At 35.1% G+C, this 17,221-nt stretch carries 16 protein-coding genes; 10 read left to right on the plus strand and 6 right to left on the minus strand.

Annotated elements, in window-relative coordinates; all coding sequences use genetic code 11:
- Nucleotides 1–773 (minus strand): NAD-binding protein (locus Q0992_RS02170; RefSeq protein ID WP_299519918.1); only part of this gene is annotated, 773 nt, incomplete at its 3' end.
- A gap of 193 nt (nt 774–966) precedes the next feature.
- Between Q0992_RS02170 and ubiE the strand changes: the two genes are divergently transcribed.
- Nucleotides 967–1,698 carry a bifunctional demethylmenaquinone methyltransferase/2-methoxy-6-polyprenyl-1,4-benzoquinol methylase UbiE gene (gene ubiE, locus Q0992_RS02175; RefSeq protein WP_299519920.1) on the plus strand — a complete coding sequence of 244 codons (732 nt, stop codon included), beginning with the start codon at nt 967–969 and terminating at the stop codon, nt 1,696–1,698.
- 2 nt (nt 1,699–1,700) lie between these two features.
- A complete protein-coding gene (locus Q0992_RS02180; protein ID WP_299519922.1) occupies nt 1,701–2,417 on the plus strand; it encodes a porin family protein in 717 nt (238 codons plus the stop codon).
- On the opposite strand, the gene Q0992_RS02185 is transcribed toward Q0992_RS02180, so the two are convergent.
- Complete coding sequence (locus tag Q0992_RS02185) at nt 2,404–3,138, minus strand: RNA methyltransferase (protein WP_299519924.1); 735 nt, start codon at nt 3,136–3,138, stop codon at nt 2,404–2,406. The genes Q0992_RS02180 and Q0992_RS02185 overlap by 14 nt on opposite strands.
- 160 nt (nt 3,139–3,298) lie before the next feature.
- On the opposite strand from Q0992_RS02185, the gene Q0992_RS02190 reads away from it, so the two are divergent.
- The 3 genes from Q0992_RS02190 (at nt 3,299) to accD (ending at nt 8,069) form a co-directional block, all read left to right on the plus strand.
- Nucleotides 3,299–5,821, plus strand: a complete 2,523-nt coding sequence (locus tag Q0992_RS02190; RefSeq protein ID WP_299519926.1) for a BamA/TamA family outer membrane protein — start codon at nt 3,299–3,301, stop codon at nt 5,819–5,821.
- Between the two features lie 123 nt (nt 5,822–5,944).
- On the plus strand, nt 5,945–7,012 hold the full coding sequence (gene fbaA, locus Q0992_RS02195; RefSeq protein WP_299519928.1) for a class II fructose-bisphosphate aldolase: 1,068 nt from the start codon (nt 5,945–5,947) through the stop codon (nt 7,010–7,012).
- Nucleotides 7,013–7,211: 199 nt separating this feature from the next.
- Nucleotides 7,212–8,069: an acetyl-CoA carboxylase, carboxyltransferase subunit beta gene (gene accD / locus Q0992_RS02200; protein WP_299519930.1), complete on the plus strand. Its 858-nt coding sequence runs from the start codon at nt 7,212–7,214 to the stop codon at nt 8,067–8,069.
- A gap of 59 nt (nt 8,070–8,128) precedes the next feature.
- Here the strand turns inward: accD and Q0992_RS02205 are convergent, their stop codons facing one another.
- Both Q0992_RS02205 and Q0992_RS02210 read right to left on the minus strand, forming a co-directional pair.
- Nucleotides 8,129–8,974, minus strand: a complete 846-nt coding sequence (locus Q0992_RS02205; RefSeq protein WP_299519932.1) for a hypothetical protein — start codon at nt 8,972–8,974, stop codon at nt 8,129–8,131.
- Between the two features lie 74 nt (nt 8,975–9,048).
- A complete protein-coding gene (locus tag Q0992_RS02210) occupies nt 9,049–10,155 on the minus strand; it encodes a PAS domain S-box protein (protein ID WP_299519934.1) in 1,107 nt (368 codons plus the stop codon).
- A 182-nt stretch (nt 10,156–10,337) separates the two neighbouring features.
- Here Q0992_RS02210 and rpsO point away from each other — a divergent pair, with 182 nt between their 5' ends.
- Nucleotides 10,338–10,607: a 30S ribosomal protein S15 gene (rpsO, locus tag Q0992_RS02215; RefSeq protein WP_299519936.1), complete on the plus strand. Its 270-nt coding sequence runs from the start codon at nt 10,338–10,340 to the stop codon at nt 10,605–10,607.
- 207 nt (nt 10,608–10,814) lie between these two features.
- On the plus strand, nt 10,815–13,067 hold the full coding sequence (locus Q0992_RS02220; RefSeq protein ID WP_299519938.1) for a polyribonucleotide nucleotidyltransferase: 2,253 nt from the start codon (nt 10,815–10,817) through the stop codon (nt 13,065–13,067).
- A gap of 56 nt (nt 13,068–13,123) precedes the next feature.
- On the opposite strand, the gene Q0992_RS02225 is transcribed toward Q0992_RS02220, so the two are convergent.
- The gene (locus Q0992_RS02225; protein WP_299519940.1) at nt 13,124–13,786 is read right to left on the minus strand and encodes a hypothetical protein; all 663 of its coding nucleotides are present in this window, start codon (nt 13,784–13,786) and stop codon (nt 13,124–13,126) included.
- Between the two features lie 118 nt (nt 13,787–13,904).
- Between Q0992_RS02225 and Q0992_RS02230 the strand changes: the two genes are divergently transcribed.
- The 3 genes from Q0992_RS02230 to rpe all read left to right on the plus strand — a co-directional run bounded on the left by Q0992_RS02230 (nt 13,905) and on the right by rpe (nt 16,697).
- Nucleotides 13,905–14,873, plus strand: coding sequence for a hypothetical protein (locus Q0992_RS02230; RefSeq protein WP_299519942.1), 969 nt, complete (start codon nt 13,905–13,907; stop codon nt 14,871–14,873).
- A 99-nt stretch (nt 14,874–14,972) separates the two neighbouring features.
- The gene (locus Q0992_RS02235) at nt 14,973–15,836 is read left to right on the plus strand and encodes a sigma-70 family RNA polymerase sigma factor (RefSeq protein WP_040247666.1); all 864 of its coding nucleotides are present in this window, start codon (nt 14,973–14,975) and stop codon (nt 15,834–15,836) included.
- 198 nt (nt 15,837–16,034) lie between these two features.
- On the plus strand, nt 16,035–16,697 hold the full coding sequence (gene rpe, locus Q0992_RS02240; protein WP_299519944.1) for a ribulose-phosphate 3-epimerase: 663 nt from the start codon (nt 16,035–16,037) through the stop codon (nt 16,695–16,697).
- Nucleotides 16,698–16,723: 26 nt separating this feature from the next.
- On the opposite strand, the gene Q0992_RS02245 is transcribed toward rpe, so the two are convergent.
- On the minus strand, nt 16,724–17,143 hold the full coding sequence (locus Q0992_RS02245; RefSeq protein WP_299519946.1) for a CBS domain-containing protein: 420 nt from the start codon (nt 17,141–17,143) through the stop codon (nt 16,724–16,726).
- Nucleotides 17,144–17,221 lie beyond the last annotated feature (78 nt).

Genomic DNA, 17,221 nt, shown 5'->3' on the forward strand with positions numbered 1-17,221 from the left:
ACATTAAATTTACTCTTACACAAATCTCTTGCGGTTTTAAATCCTATTTTACTACCGCCAAGAATCATTACATTTTTAATCTGGCTTTTTACCTTGCCCGACAAATCAAATAATTCTGCATCTCCTCCTTTTGAGGTCATAAACACCACTTTATCACCTTCCTTAAACTGGGTATCTCCTCTAGGAATAATGGTGTATTGCGTAGCATAACGCTGAATCGCAATTGGTATAAAGTGTAATTCGGAATAGATTTCGGCAGCTTCACTTACCGTTTTGCCAACAAATGTTGCTGTTCTTGATAAACGTAAACCCAACATGGTTAAGGCTCCATCTTCAAACTCATAGGTATCGTTGAAACCATATTGATTGAGAAGCAACTCGATTTCAGAAGCAGCTAGAGACTCAGGTGAAATAAGTTCGTCGATGCCAAATTGAGAAAACCCAATAGTCTCCTTTTCATCAATAAATTCTGTATTCGAAATTCGTGCAATGGTACGTTGCGCACCTAATTGCTTTGCAAGTACACAAGCTGTAATGTTAGTCGTTTCAGATGATGTTACTGCTATAAATAATGCTGCAGATTCTATGCGAGCTTCCCTGAGAATAGAAATAGACGTAGCATCGCCCTTTATAGTTTTAATATCCAAATGCTCACCAGCATAAGAAAGGCTATCTTTTTTGGTATCGATAAGGGTAATCTCTTGCGACTCGTAGGATAATAATTTGGCTAAATGAAATCCTACCTCTCCTGCTCCTGCGATAATTATTTTCATCGTGAATTGTTCCTAATAAACATGCAAATATACTAAGAAGTTCGAAGTTGGGAAGTGCTGAATACATTTAAAGTTAGGGTATACTTCAAAGTTTTAGGGTTCCTTTCAGTGTTTCAAAAAACTTTAATACACTTTAAACACTTACAACTTCAAGGACTTATATGTTATCCTTATATTTGCCAAAATTTTTTTAATGGCTGAAAAAGTAAAACCTTATAAACACAGCGAGGCGTCCAAAAAGGAACAGGTGACCCAAATGTTTGACACCATTTCTAATGAATATGATGGACTTAACCGCGTAATTTCTCTAGGTATTGATGTAAAGTGGAGACAGAAGGTTGTTAAAATAGTTTCTCAAAAAAAACCTGAAAGTATTTTGGATATCGCCACAGGTACTGGTGATTTGGCCATCAACCTCACAGCTACCAATGCAAAAGAGATTATAGGTTTAGATCTTAGTAACGGTATGCTCGAAGTAGGTAGGAGAAAAGTAGCTTCAAAACAATTAGATGACACTATCTCTATGGTAGTTGGTGATTCTGAAGATTTACCCTTTGAAAATGACACTTTTGATGCCATTACCGTCGCATTTGGAATACGAAATTTCGAAAACCTAGAAAAAGGGTTGACAGAAATTTTGAGGGTTCTAAAGCCAAATGGCATTTTTGTGATTTTAGAAACCTCAGTTCCTACTAATCCTATTTATAAATTTGGATATAACATCTATTCAAAGTATGTTTTACCAACCATAGGTAAATTGTTTTCTAAAGATAAGATTGCCTATAATTATCTAAGCGAATCTGCTTCTGTATTTCCTTACGGTGAGGCATTAAACAATATTTTGAGGAAAATTGGGTTTATTAAAGTCGAAGACAGACCACAAACCATGGGTGTGGCAACTATATATATAGCATCTAAAGCTTAATTATGAAGAAAATCATAGTTTTCATAGCATTTATATTGGCATTTCAAACTGTATCTGCTCAACTTTTTACCAAAGAAAGAGTGGCCAACAACATCGATAATTTAGACCAAAAGTTTTTGTCATGGGGTTATTTTTTGGGTTTCAATCAATACGATTTTAAGTTCAACTATAACGAAGATCTCGAGGATATTTTAGTTGATAATACCTTTGGATTTCACCTAGGCCTAATTGGTGATATGCGCATCAATGACTATATGAACCTCAGACTAGAACCCGGCGTGTTTTTCACCACAAGAAACTTAATGTACAACGAAAGTTATTTTGCTGGCACCGAGTTTAATGATTCTGATTTATTGAGAGAAATACAATCTACATACATTCATGTTCCGTTATTATTAAAAATTTCAACGAAACGTATTAATAATTTCAAACCATTTATTATTGGCGGATTTTCTACGGCTCTGAACCTATCGAGTAATGAGGACAACCCAGATGATAACAGTGTTGGCGAATTTAGAATGAAAAGAAATACCTATTTCTACGAAATTGGTTTTGGCATAGATCTTTATTTACTCTATTTTAAATTCACCCCTTCAATCCGTGCCATTTTTTCTATGAATGATGAAATTGTGCGCGATGCGGATCCAAACAGTCCTTGGACTGGAAATGTTGCTAAAATGCAGACTAGAGGCATTTTTATCAACTTTACCTTTCAATAGTACGCCTTTTGAATTCACTCAGAATAATTGCAGTTGCGGTCGCAACATTGAGACTTTCCGTTTTATTATGAATTTCAAATTGGGGAATGGTTAATCGTCTATTGACTGATTGACTGATAGATTCAGATATCCCATTAGCCTCATTACCAAGTATAATTATACCTGAATTTGGTAATTCGCTAGTGTAAATGTTTTCTCCTTCCATATAGGTCCCAAAGACGGACCTTTCATAATTTAAAATAAAAGGTTCCAAATCCAAATAACTGACATTAACACGCGTCAACGAACCCATAGTGGCTTGAACTACTTTCGGATTAAAGCAATCAACCGTGTTACTACTACAAACCAAATCTTTAATACCATACCAATCGCAAAGCCTAATGATGGTTCCTAAATTTCCTGGATCTCTAATAGCGTCTAGTGCTACAATTAAAGATTTCTCATCAATAGCTTTCGACTTAGGTATCTTAAAAATAGCCAAAGCTGTATTTGGGTTTTTTAGAGATGATATTTTTTTAAGTTCTGCCTCTGAAATGTTAAATACCGCATTATCATGAACTTTAAATAGCGCTTGCGTCGTATATAGAGCATGAAGCTCAACATCCGAATCCAAAAATTCGTTGATGCCCTTTATACCTTCAACAATAAATAAGCCCAACTGTTGTCGGTATTTTTTTTGAGCTAAACTTTTAATTAATTTTATTTGATTCTTTGATAACATAAAATGTCTTTACATTTGTTAGCATAATTACAAAGTAAACCTTTTTGGACTAATTTTTGTTTCAAGCAATCCGTATCACTAAAACATAGATCTATTAAGCTTGCAAGTTTCCTTCACAATAGTATTTAAAAATGGCAATGTAATATACAAGCTTTGTTTAATGGTTTTTGTGGTACTCTTAAATTCATGTAACGTTGTTAAAAGGGTTAAAGCCGACGAGCATCTCATAACAAAGAATACCATAATGGTTGATGATAAGGTCAACAAAGAAGAGCGTGTAAACAACCTCATTATACAAAAGACCAATCTTGGTATGAAAGGTCTGTTAGGTTTTCCTTTAAGACTACATGTATATAATTTGGCCAGACCAAATATCGATTCTATTCTTGAAGCGAAAGTCTTAAGCGATTCTTCCAAAGTGCGATGGAAGACGAAACTATTATCCAAAAAACAATTTGATCGGGAAATACAATCACGAAGAAACTTCAATAGTTGGCTAAAACGTACTGGTGAAGCACCAACTATACTTGATGAAGATAAAACCAATAAAACAGTAAATAGGCTCAGAAAATATTTCTATACTAAAGGGTGGTTTGACAACGAGGTGCTCTATGAAATACAAAAAGATAGCAATAAAAGGGCACAAGTAATTTACAAGGTTACAAAAAACAAACCCTATACATTAGACTCCCTAAAACCTATCATAAGCAGTCCAGCAATAGATGCCTTATATGACAACTTTAGTAAAGCAACACTTTTACAGAAAGGAGAGCAATACGATGAGCAAAATTTTGAAAATGAACGCGAACGGATCAATACCTATCTCCGTAATCATGGTTTCTATTACTTTGGACAAGATTATATAAGATTTGTTACAGATACCATTGGCACCAATCATAAAGTCAATACAGAGTTAATTATAGCTGACCGCGTCATTAGAACGGATGATTCAACCTCTGTAGAACCTTTTAAAGTTTATAAGATTGGGGATGTAAATATCTTTACTGACGATAACTTTGAGAATCAATCCAAAACTATATCAGATACTACTAAGTATAAAGATTACACCTTGTACAGTAAGGATAAATTGAGATTTAAACCCAAAGCACTTACAGACGCAGTCTTCATAAACAAAGGTGATATTTATTCGGATTTAGCACGTAGCAGAACCTCACGTTATCTAAATGATTTACAAATGTTTAGATATCCTCGTATTTCTTATATAGAAAACCCAAATGATACTACCTTAACGGCAAACATCTATTTAGAGCCAAAGAAAAAATATGCTTTGGGTCTAGACTTCGATGTATCTCAGAGTAATATCCAGACAATAGGATTTTCGGTGACTCCAGGGTTAAAAATCAGGAATATCTTCAGAGGTGCTGAAACTTTAGAATTAAGTGGAATCGCCTCTATCGGAGCATCGGAAGACGGCAATGATAATGATGAAACTTTTTTTGATATTAATGAGTTTGGTGGAAATATAAGATTAACGATTCCTCGTTTGTTTACCCCTTTTAATACGGATAGTATTATCCCAAAATATATGTCGCCAGGTACGGCAATAAACCTTTCAATTACCGGCCAACAAAATATTGGTCTAGACAAGCAAACACTTTCTGGACTTTTGAGTTATAACTGGTCACCATCTAGAACTGTTACCAATGTTTTAGAGCTATTTAATGTACAATTTGTAAAAAACCTAAACACCAACAACTATTTTGGGGTCTATTCCAATTCATTTAACCGCTTAGATGATATTGCGAGAAATATCGATTATATTGATGAAGATGAAACGCTTAGAGATGACACCCTGAATAATAGATTTGCTCCAGCCGACCAGTTTATTGATGACGTTTTGACTGGCAATACAAGTTTAAGCCCTGGCGATGATGATTTTATTGCCGTCAATAATATTGAGGAACGTAAAGAACGATTAACGGAAAACAACCTCATCTTTTCATCTAGCTTTGATTACATTAAAGATAGACGTACCAATATTTTCGATAATAGTTTTTCGATATTTAAATGGCGTGTTGAGCTTGCAGGAAATTTATTGTCTAACTTATCTGAAATATTTGGAGCGCCAAAAAATGAAGATGGCAATTTTGAAGTATTCGATGTTGTTTTCTCTCAATACTTCAAAACTGAAATTGACTATATAAAGTATTTTGATTTAGGGCAAAAAAATGTTTTTGCTTTTAGAACTTATGCTGGTATTGCTATTCCTTATGGCAATTCTAACAGTATACCTTTTGCTGAGAGTTTCTTTGCTGGTGGACCTAATGATAACAGGGCTTGGACGGCTTACAATCTTGGCCCAGGAAGCTCAGAAACCACCAACGAATTTAACGAAGCTAACTTTAAAATTCACTTAAGTGCCGAACAGCGTTTTGGTCTTTTTGGTGATTTACGAGGTGCGCTTTTTATAGATGCTGGTAATATCTGGAATGTATTGGACAATGTAGAAGATGATAGGGCTACATTTACTAGCTTCAATTCTCTGAAGGATATTGCAGTTGGTTCTGGCTTTGGACTGAGATACGACTTCAATTTCTTTGTGCTTCGTTTTGACACAGGTTTTAAGACTTATGAACCTTCTCAGGCTGAAGGTAGTCGATGGCTTAGAAACTATAACTTTAGAAACGCGGTTTACAACATAGGTATTAACTATCCGTTTTAAAAATTTTGCTCGAGACAATTCGATATCGTTTTCGGAAATTTTATGTGTCATTATAGGCAAAAACTATCCAATAGATGCCCAAAATTATGTATTTTTGAAGTCTAATTTTCAACCACAAAAATCATGGGTCATAATATTAAACCTGGCGTAGCAACAGGTAGAGAAGTTCAGGAAATTTTCAAATTAGCTAAAGAAAAAGGCTTTGCCTTACCAGCCGTAAATGTTATAGGTTCTAATACTATAAATGGCGTACTGGAAACAGCTAAATCATTAAACGCACCAGTTATCATTCAATTTTCTAATGGAGGGGCACAATTTAATGCAGGTAAAGGCTTAGGAAATGAAGACCAAAAAGGAGCTATAGCTGGTGGTATAGCAGGCGCGAGACATGTGCATCATATGGCTGAGTCTTATGGTGTTCCTGTGATTTTACATACCGATCACTGTGCGAAGAAATTATTGCCTTGGATTGATGGTCTCTTAGATGCCAGTGAAAAACATTTTGAAGAAACAGGTAAACCACTCTACAGCTCACACATGATAGACTTATCTGAGGAGCCTATTGAGGAAAACATCGAAATCTGTAAACAATATTTAGCTCGTATGAGCAAAATGGGCATGACCCTAGAAATAGAGCTTGGTATAACAGGTGGAGAGGAAGATGGTGTTGATAATTCTGATGTTGATGCCTCTAAATTATATACGCAACCAGAAGAAGTAGCATACGCCTACGAAGAGCTAAGTAAAGTGAGTGATCAATTTACAATTGCTGCTGCATTTGGTAACGTTCACGGCGTTTACAGACCAGGAAATGTTAAATTGACACCCAAGATTTTAAAGAATTCTCAAGAATACATCACAGAAAAATACGATGTTGGTCACAACCATATTGATTTTGTGTTCCACGGTGGTTCGGGTTCTACTGTTGAAGAAATAAGAGAAGCTATAGGTTATGGCGTCATCAAAATGAATATAGATACCGATATGCAATGGGCATTTTTGAGCGGTGTTAGAGATTACATACAAGACAATAGTGATTACCTACAAACTCAAATTGGTAATCCCGAAGGTGATGATGCCCCAAATAAAAAATATTATGATCCAAGAGTTTGGTTAAGAAAAGGAGAACAGGCATTTGTTGAGCGACTTAAAAAAGCTTTTGAAGACCTCAATAATGTAGATACATTATAGCCCTTAAAAAACATTAATTAAACCTATCAAAACTTAAAACTTTAGTTTTGATAGGTTTACTATTTTAATAATTACAAATCCCTACTACTTTTGAGTTTAATTAAATAGTAGTAATTTTGCCTCAGCTAACTAACTAAAAACATCAGTTGCAGTATTCTACGATAGATTGCAATTGCATAATCCAAAATCGTATACTAACATGGCTTGGTTCAAAAGAAAAGACAAAGGAATTCAGACCTCAACAGAAGAAAAAAAAGATACTCCCAAAGGACTTTGGTATAAATCGCCCACAGGAAAAATAATCGACACTAAAGAACTTGAACAAAATTACTATGTAAGCCCTGAAGATGGTTATCATGTAAGAATAGGAAGTAAAGAGTATTTTGAGATTCTTTTTGACGATAATAAGTTTAAAGAATTAGACGTTAATCTCTCATCTAAAGACCCATTAAAATTTGTTGATACCAAAAAATATCCCGACCGTTTAAAAGCGGCTCAGGCTAAAACCAATCTCAAGGATGCTGTACGCACAGCTGTTGGGAAATCTAACGGACAAGACTTGGTAATTGCTTGTATGGATTTTAGTTTTATTGGTGGGTCAATGGGTAGTGTTGTTGGTGAAAAAATTGCTCGTGCTGCTGACTATGCTTTAAAGCATGATACTCCTTTTATGATTATTAGTAAGTCTGGTGGGGCTCGTATGATGGAAGCTGCATTATCACTAATGCAATTGGCAAAAACATCTGCGAAATTAGCGCAATTGGCCGAAGCCAAGATTCCTTATATTTCATTATGTACTGATCCGACCACAGGAGGTACGACGGCCTCATTTGCCATGCTTGGCGATATTAATATAGCTGAGCCAGGTGCATTAATTGGATTTGCTGGACCAAGAGTAGTTAGGGATACTACAGGACAAGAACTTCCTGAGGGTTTCCAAACTGCAGAGTTTCTTTTAGAACATGGCTTCTTGGACTTTATATCGCATAGAAAAGAATTAAAGAAAAAGATTAATCTTTATATAGATTTGATAAGAAATCAACCGTTGAGAGCATAAAAAAAGCGAGCCAAAGAGCTCGCTTTTTTTACCAATCAAACTAAAACCAAATAACAATCCTAATTTAAAGTTATAGGAATTTCTGTACCGTTATTGAATGTAAATGTTGCCTGATTATCGCAATCACCTATACCATAATCAAAAAGACCACCAAAGTTTGTGCGTTGCACGTCGAAAGAACCACTCACAAAAAACGCACAAATCACTTCTCTTCTTAAAGGCTCAATAACCTCATAAGTATGCGTATTCCCATTTATAAAAGTAGCCGTCCAGTTACCCGTGACTTCAAAAACATTATCGCTGAATATACTGCTACCAAAACCTTCTACCCATTCTCTAATTCTAGTACCTTCTCTTGAGGCTTGTACACCATTTGGCCAAATAACCGTTATGCTTAAATCGTGGGTAAATTGTGGGTTGCCGTTTTCGTTAGACAATTCTTTTAAAATAGAACGACTTGCAATAATGTTTTTCGCATCAAAATAAAAATCTACTAGATTATAGTTAATCATTATTTGTTGCGCTTCGGTATCCCTAATATAATCGAAAACGATTTGCCCTTGGATTAAATGCCCGTGGATGATACAACCTTCAGTACCAAAATCTAAAGTGACTTCCCTATAACCTTGCTCGGCAACTACAGTAATTGTAACGCATTCTGGAATGCCATCTGTATAACTCGTTCTTCCCAATTCACTTTGTTCTTGACCTTCATAGGCATCAACTACCAGATCCGCTAAAATAGTATCAACTTGATCAATCTCAGCAGATTTTTGAACTTCATCTGTGTCTTGAACCAAATCACCAGTTTCCGCAACTTCATTGTTATCGCTGCAAGACGTAAAGACTAAACCTAAAACCACAAGGCTTAAAACACCTCTTTTTAAAATTTTCAAATTCTTCATGATTACTTTTTTTTATTGTTAATATAGTGTTAAGACTACCACAACAAAAAAAGGTTTAATCGCTCAAAGAATTTTTATGCTTTTTTGAGATATATCGAAAATTCCGTACCAACTCCCACTTTGCTTTTAACTTCCACTTTACCTCCCAATGATTCTATATGATTTTTGGTAATAAAAAGACCAATCCCAATAGCATCTTTATTGTCATGGAAAGTTTTATACATCTGAAATAGTTTATCACCATACTTTTTTATATCAATGCCTATACCATTATCTTTAATTCTAAAGACTACGAATTCATCTTGAATCTCGGATGATAATTCTATTATTGGCGTCCTTTTATTAGACCTGTATTTAATCGCATTGGTAAGAAAGTTGAGTATTATACTATCTAAATAAGCTGGCACACCTCTAACCTTATGTACTTCATTAATTTCATTATATATTATGGCATTAGCATTTTGGGCCATAGCAATAATATTATACATCGCTTTTTCGACAAAATCGTATAGGTTGAGTGACACCAATTTGGATTGTTCAATCTCTTTAATTCTCGCTACTTCAGTTAGGTGCGAGACTGTTTCCTGTAAATTTTCAACGGCTTTTTTTAATAATATAAAGTTTTCACTATGACTGATATCAGGTAAATCTTCTTCTAAAAATTCAGTTATAGTGGTTAGATTTCCCGAATGGGACCTTAAGTTATGTGTAACGATATTTGCAAATGAAGATAATCTTTCATTTTGTTCTTTAGCAACTTCTAACATCGCTCTTAATTTCGCTTTACTTCTTTCTTGCTTGGTGATATCATTAAACTGCCAAATCATATGTGGTCTTCCTTCTTTAAAATAAACTAGAGACACATATACTAAAACCCAGATAAGAGAACCATCCTTATGAAAGTAACGCTGTTTAACGCGATATTTATCTATTTTTCCATGAATTAACTTTTCGTATTTCTTTTCATGGGCACCAAGATCTTCTACAAATACAATATTATTGATATCCATATTAAAAAGTTCCCACCTACTATAACCAAGCAAATCGCAAACACTATCGTTGACCTTTAACCAGTTGCCTTCTAAATTAACGACTGCAATACCATTATAGGTATTGTTAAAGACACGATCCAATACGTCGTGAGCATTAGAGAAATTACGATTAGAGTCAATGGCTTTCATCCTGTTGCGATTTGTAAGATTAATTGGCGAAAGCTCTTAGTAAGTCGAGGGGTATATTACTAAAACATTGTGTTACAGATTAAAAGTTACGAAAAAAACAACAAATCGCAAAAAAGTATTATATTTGCCGCTTGAAAGAAAATCTTTCAAAGTACATAACAATCATTTACAATAATATTAGAATGTATTTATCAAAAGAAAAGAAAGAAGAAATCTTCGAAAAGTACGGTAACGGTAAGAATAATACTGGTTCCGCCGAAGGACAAATCGCGTTATTCACGTTTAGAATTAATCATTTAACCGAGCACTTAAAAAACAATCGCAAGGATTACAATACTGAGCGTTCGTTAGTAAAATTAGTAGGTAAGCGTCGCGCGTTACTAGATTATTTAACTAAGAAAGATATCTTAAGATATCGTGCTATTGTTAAAGAATTAGGATTAAGAAAATAAAAGAAACCACGCTTTGAGCGTGGTTTTTTGCTCAAATATAACGCAATCGAAAGCGTCTAAAATTCGAATTGAAAATAGCAGAAAAAGTTCCAAATACGCTTTGGAGCTATGGTTTTTCATTGGTCATAACAACTACACACAACAACACAACGACCATTGTTTAACATAGCTTTGGTATAAAATTATCAAAGTGAGAAAAAAATATTTATGATTCCAAAAACTTACAAAGAGGTCATTGACCTCGGTGATGGTAGAGAGATTTCTATCGAAACCGGAAAATTAGCCAAACAAGCGCATGGTAGCGTCGTCGTACAATCGGGTAAATGTATGTTACTGTGTACAGTCGTTTCCAATTACCATGCAGCAGATGTGGACTTTTTGCCTTTAACAGTAGACTACCGAGAAAAGTTTGCTGCTGCTGGTCGTTATCCTGGTGGATTCTTCAAAAGAGAAGCTAGACCAAGTGATGGTGAAGTATTAACAATGCGTTTAGTAGACCGTTGTCTGCGTCCGTTATTCCCAAAAGATTACCATGCTGAAACTCAGGTAATGATTCAGTTGATGTCTCATGACCCTGAAGTAATGCCAGATGCTATGGCAGGTTTAGCAGCTTCTGCAGCAATTCAATTATCAGATATTCCATTTGAAACAGCTATTTCTGAAGTTAGAGTTGGCCGTGTTAATGGCGAATTTATTATCAATCCTTCGTTTGCTCAATTAGAGGAATCTGACATCGATATGATGATTGGTGCTTCAGCAGATTCAGTTATGATGGTTGAGGGTGAAATGGATGAGATTTCTGAAGAGGAAATGGTGGAAGCTATCAAAGCAGCTCACGAAGCTATTAAAATCCAAATTGATGCACAATTAAGATTGGCAGAAGCTTTCGGTAAAAAAGAAACTCGTGAGTATGAGCCAGAAGTTGAAGATGAAGACTTGTCTCAAAAGATCCATGAGATGGTTTATGACAAGACCTATGCTATTGCAAAAGCTGGTTCTGCTAAGCATGAAAGAGGCGCAGCTTTTAGTGAAATAAAAGAAGCTGTTTTCGAATCTTTTTCTGAAGAAGAGCAAGATGAATTAGGAAAACTGATTCACAAGTATGTTGCTAAAGCGCAAAAAGAAGCGATTAGAAATCTAACCTTAGAAGAAGGTTTACGTTTAGATGGCCGTAAAACTGATGAAATTAGACCGATATGGTGCGAGGTGGATTATTTACCATCCACACATGGTTCAGCCATTTTCACACGTGGTGAAACTCAAGCTTTAGCAACAGTTACTTTAGGTACAAGTAGAGAAGCAAATGTTATTGACATGCCATCTTACGAAGGTGAAGAGCGCTTCTATCTGCATTATAACTTTCCTCCATTCTCAACTGGCGAAGCTAGGCCTATTAGAGGTACATCGCGTCGCGAAGTTGGTCATGGTAACTTGGCACAACGTGCTTTAAAAGGTATGGTTCCTGAGGATTGTCCTTATACGGTAAGAGTCGTTTCAGAAGTATTAGAGTCTAATGGTTCATCTTCTATGGCAACGGTTTGTTCTGGCACAATGGCTTTAATGGATGCAGGTGTTCAACTTAAAAAACCTGTTTCCGGAATCGCTATGGGTTTAATCTCTGATGGTGATAAATATGCTGTACTTTCAGACATTTTAGGTGACGAGGATCATTTAGGTGATATGGATTTTAAAGTGACTGGAACTGCTAATGGAATCACGGCTACTCAGATGGATATTAAGATTAAAGGACTCTCTTACGAAATCTTGGTCAAAGCCTTAATGCAAGCCAAAGAAGGTCGTTTACACATTCTTGAAAAACTAACGGACACCATTACTGAGCCTAATGCTGAAGTGAAAGCCCATGCACCAAAAATTATCACTAAGATTATTCCAGGTGAATATATAGGTGCCGTGATTGGTTCTGGTGGAAAAGTGATTCAGGAATTACAAAAAGAAACCAATACCACTATTGTCATCAATGAAGATCCAGTAACCGAAGAAGGTATTGTTGAAATTTTGGGTACCGATCAAGCAGGTATTGACAAGGTAATCGCTACTATTGAAGCAGTAATGTTTAAGCCCGAAGTTGGCAGCATCTATGAGGTAAAAGTGATTAAGATGTTAGATTTTGGCGCTGTAGTAGAATATACCGAAGCACCAGGTAACGAAGTCTTATTACATGTTAGCGAACTGGCTTGGGAACGTACCGAAAATGTTACAGATGTTATAAATATGGGTGATGTCTTTGATGTAAAATATTTTGGTATTGACCCAAAAACCCGTAAGGAGAAAGTATCTCGTAAAGCGATTTTACCAAAACCCGAAGGTTGGCAGCCTCGCCCTAAACGCGATAATAATCGTGGCAACAACAATCGTAGAGATAATCGTGGACGAGATAATCGCAACAGGGATAATCGTAGAGACGATAGAAAGCCAAGAGAAGACAGAAAAGACGATTAATACTTTTTAAGCAACAATAAAGTAAAGCCCATCAAATTTTGATGGGCTTTTTGTCATTAAAAACTATATAAAATCCTTGGAGTAATTGCTATGCTTCCTATATCTTCTTGGAGTGCGCCTTCTATCGTATAGGGTGAATAATTAAGCGCTATACTAAAAGTAAACTCATTATTGTTTTTAAATGTTTTTGCATAATCCAAGCTGGGCGAAATCAGGAATGCAGAAATGACTTCATATTTACTTCTATCTTCGGAGGTATCCAAAAAATCCGTATTCCTCGCATCCGTAGTAATTACCGATGCACCAAGCCCTAAACCGAGCAACAGTTTTTTAGAATCTGATCTAGCAAAATTCTTTTTAAATCGTAGTATAGGATTAAATAAAAAAGTCGCTTTGGTTTGAACGGTATCTGTTAATCTGGCATATTCAAACGCTTGTTTCTGATCAGGCATAACAAATTGCAAGGCCAACTCTAATGACTTCGTATCTGTAACTGGAAAATCTAGACTTAATTCCACCAAAGGCGATGGACCAAAATGTTTGCTTAATTCACCTTGAGGCAACAACATCCCACCTCCTATTTTAAATGTTACTGTTTTCCAGTAGTCATTAAACAGATGATTGTAATTATAGTTTTTACTTTGTACAATTGAGTCGTTTTGAGCCATAAGATTTATACATAACAAAAAAAATAGACTGGCTGTAATTGTATTTTTCATAATATTTAAGTTTTAAATTCAATTCAAAGCTATTGCTATAATCACATTTAAAATCTCTATAATCACGAATTTTGAAAATATTTTTTGCGATATTCACAAAAAATAATTAACTTGAAAAATGTTTCAAAAACAACTGTTAGAAAAGTTACAATCAGAATTACCTACGGGAACTTCATTAAATGAAGCCATAGCTACAGCATTAGACATCAGCTATGATGCCGCACATCGACGCTCTTCTTTTAAGAGTAAATTTTCGTTAGATGAAGGTGTTGTTTTAGCTAAATATTATAATCTGTCCTTAGATCAACTTTTTGAAAATACCGACAGACACATCATAGCGGTTGAAAAAACCATACCTATCCAAAGCGAAATGGAACTTAAAATATATTTTGATGACTCATTCTTATCGCTTCAACCACTTTTAAATCAAAAAAATTGCCATATTTTATATTCAGCAAAAGACATTCCCCTATTCTATACCTTAGATAATGATCTTCTAAGCCGCTTTAAAATGTATGTTTGGTTAAAACTTTTGGACCCTTCTATGGACACCAAAGATTTTGAATCATTTTCACTTAGAGTAAGCACTTTGGAATCTGCAAAGGCTCTTGGTAACATTTACAAAAACTTAAATACTACAGAAATTTGGGATATCACTACAGTTAACAGTACTTTAAAGCAAATTCATTTTTACAATCAGGCTGGACATGTATCCAATACAACTGCATTACAATTATGTAACGATCTTAAACAATTAATTAGTGCTATTGCAGAACAAGTAAAACCCAATAACAGAGGTTACCATTTTTACTACAACGAACTACTACTAATGAATAATAACGTCTTGGTAAGTACACCAAATCAGCAATCACTTTTTGTACCCTTTACCATACTTTCATACTATCAAAGTTCGGATAAAACAACCTGCAGACAGGCTGAAGAATTTTTGAACAAACAACTACAAAGCTCAAAACTTTTAAACACGGCAGGTGAAAAAGAAAAATTGACATTTTTCAATAAAATCTATTCGAAAATTGATGCATTGCACAAACTCATCGAGGCTACCCAAGTACTAGATTTTGAATAGCTTATACATTTTTTAGAATCTTTTGTAACATTTTTTAGGGTTTGTACGTATAATAATAGTAACTTATTGTTACAAAAATTGCACAAATCTTAAAATTACATGAGACAACTTAAAATTACAAAGCAGGTAACTAATCGCGAAACCGCATCATTAGATAAATATTTACAAGAAATTGGAAAAGTAGATTTAATTACAGCGGACGAGGAAGTTGAGTTAGCGCAGCGTATTAAAGCTGGTGATCAAGTTGCTTTAGAAAAATTGACTAAAGCCAATTTACGTTTCGTAGTTTCTGTTGCCAAGCAATATCAAAATCAAGGGTTAACCTTACCCGATTTAATCAATGAAGGTAACTTAGGCCTAATTAAAGCGGCACAACGTTTTGATGAGACCCGTGGTTTTAAATTTATATCTTATGCGGTATGGTGGATTCGACAATCTATCTTACAAGCATTGGCAGAACAATCGCGTATTGTACGTTTACCGTTAAATAAAATTGGCTCAATAAACAAAATCAATAAAACTTTTGCATTTTTAGAGCAAAGTCATGAGCGTCCTCCTTCAGCTGAAGAAATTGCTAAGGAATTGGATATGACGATTAACGATGTTAAGGAATCCATGAAGAATTCTGGTCGTCATGTATCGATGGATGCGCCTTTGGTTGAGGGTGAAGATTCTAACTTGTATGATGTATTGCGAAGTGGCGAATCACCAAATCCTGACAAGGATTTATTACACGAATCTTTACGAACTGAAATTGAGCGCGCCCTCGAAACATTAACCCCTCGAGAAGCCGATGTCATCCGTTTGTATTTTGGATTAGGAAATCAACATCCTATGACTTTGGAGGAAATAGGAGAAACCTTCGATTTAACGCGTGAGCGTGTTCGCCAGATAAAAGAAAAGGCAATTCGTAGATTAAAGCATACATCACGTAGTAAAATATTAAAGACCTATTTAGGATAAGGTTAGTTTTTTGTATATTTAACGACCAACCTAATAAAGGTAACAACAGTTACAAAACATAACTGTTCGTTTTTTGATTGATGAAAGAACCCACGGCTGATTACCGTGGGTTCACTTTTTAGGTCATCTTATAGACCTTGGGGTTAATTCAAACTTCTTTTTTAACTACCTTTGCTCCATATAAAAACGTAACTTTAAATGGCATCAAAATTAATAGCTCCCTCAATGTTAGCCGCTGATTTCGGCAACCTTCAACGCGATACGGAAATGGTCAATCAAAGTGAAGCAGACTGGTTTCATATTGATGTTATGGATGGTCATTTTGTGCCAAATATTTCTTATGGGATGCCAGTTATTGCAGCTATTAAAAAACATGCCACCAAACCACTTGATGTTCACCTTATGATAGAAAAACCTGAGCGTTATATAGAAGACTTCGCTAAGGTTGGTGCAGATATCATTACGGTGCATTATGAATCTACGGTTCATTTGCACAGAACGTTGAGACAAATTAAAGATACAGGGTGTAAGGCTGGGATTGTTTTAAATATCACGACTCCAATAAATGTGTTAGAAGATATTCTTCCGGAATGTTATATGGTTTTATTAATGTCAATCAACCCAGGCTTTGGAGGTCAAAAATTTGAGGATGTGACTTATCAGCGTATAAAAAAATTACGCCAAATGATAGACGAAAAAAATCTCAATACACGAATTGAAATTGATGGTGGTGTCACGGATAAGAATATTAGGAAATTAGTAGAAGCTGGTGCAGATACTTTTGTAGCAGGAAGTCATGTCTTTAAAAGTGATAATCCCACCTCAACCATTCAAAATTTAAAAACTCTTGCTAATTCATAAAAAAAGCGCCTAATGGCGCTTTATGCTTATAATTGTTTCAAGAGATAATTTATTAAGTCTGTAGTAGTAACTATACCTACTAGGCGTCCGTCATCCACAACTGGTAATGCATGAAATTCATTTTCTGATAATATCTTGGCTACCTCTTTTATCGTTGTTGTAGATGAAACTGTAACGACATTTTTAACCATCACTTGTTCAATAGTAAACATATTGTATACGAGTGTATCGACATCTTCATCGGTATCATAAACTGCATCAGCAAAACTAATACGTAACAAATCAGAATAACTAAGCATTCCGAGGATGACGTCTCCATTAACTACTGGGATATGTCTTATCTTATTACGCTTAAAAAGCACTTCTGCAGTTTCCAAATCATCATCTCTATTTAGAGCGATGATATTTCTGGTCATTATTTCGGAAATTGGTGGAATATATCTCATGACTATTAGTTTTATAATTCACTTATTAAAAGTAGTGCATTAAACTGACAGAAATTATGATAAATATCATATGAGCTA

This window comes from Winogradskyella sp. (assembly GCF_028289625.1).
Taxonomy (GTDB): Bacteria; Bacteroidota; Bacteroidia; order Flavobacteriales; family Flavobacteriaceae; genus Winogradskyella.

Excerpts from the sequence above, each read along its gene's own strand:
- fbaA (WP_299519928.1), top strand. The coding sequence starts at position 5,945 with ATGGGTCATAATATTAAACCTGGCGTAGCAACAGGTAGAGAAGTTCAG.
- Q0992_RS02190 (WP_299519926.1), top strand. The coding sequence starts at position 3,299 with ATGGTTTTTGTGGTACTCTTAAATTCATGTAACGTTGTTAAAAGGGTT.
- Q0992_RS02230 (WP_299519942.1), top strand. The coding sequence starts at position 13,905 with ATGTTTCAAAAACAACTGTTAGAAAAGTTACAATCAGAATTACCTACG.
- Q0992_RS02220 (WP_299519938.1), top strand. The coding sequence starts at position 10,815 with ATGATTCCAAAAACTTACAAAGAGGTCATTGACCTCGGTGATGGTAGA.
- accD (WP_299519930.1), top strand. The coding sequence starts at position 7,212 with ATGGCTTGGTTCAAAAGAAAAGACAAAGGAATTCAGACCTCAACAGAA.
- Q0992_RS02210 (WP_299519934.1), bottom strand. The coding sequence starts at position 10,155 with ATGAAAGCCATTGACTCTAATCGTAATTTCTCTAATGCTCACGACGTA.
- Q0992_RS02205 (WP_299519932.1), bottom strand. The coding sequence starts at position 8,974 with ATGAAGAATTTGAAAATTTTAAAAAGAGGTGTTTTAAGCCTTGTGGTT.
- Q0992_RS02185 (WP_299519924.1), bottom strand. The coding sequence starts at position 3,138 with ATGTTATCAAAGAATCAAATAAAATTAATTAAAAGTTTAGCTCAAAAA.
- Q0992_RS02180 (WP_299519922.1), top strand. The coding sequence starts at position 1,701 with ATGAAGAAAATCATAGTTTTCATAGCATTTATATTGGCATTTCAAACT.
- rpe (WP_299519944.1), top strand. The coding sequence starts at position 16,035 with ATGGCATCAAAATTAATAGCTCCCTCAATGTTAGCCGCTGATTTCGGC.
- Q0992_RS02235 (WP_040247666.1), top strand. The coding sequence starts at position 14,973 with ATGAGACAACTTAAAATTACAAAGCAGGTAACTAATCGCGAAACCGCA.
- ubiE (WP_299519920.1), top strand. The coding sequence starts at position 967 with ATGGCTGAAAAAGTAAAACCTTATAAACACAGCGAGGCGTCCAAAAAG.
- rpsO (WP_299519936.1), top strand. The coding sequence starts at position 10,338 with ATGTATTTATCAAAAGAAAAGAAAGAAGAAATCTTCGAAAAGTACGGT.
- Q0992_RS02245 (WP_299519946.1), bottom strand. The coding sequence starts at position 17,143 with ATGAGATATATTCCACCAATTTCCGAAATAATGACCAGAAATATCATC.
- Q0992_RS02225 (WP_299519940.1), bottom strand. The coding sequence starts at position 13,786 with ATGAAAAATACAATTACAGCCAGTCTATTTTTTTTGTTATGTATAAAT.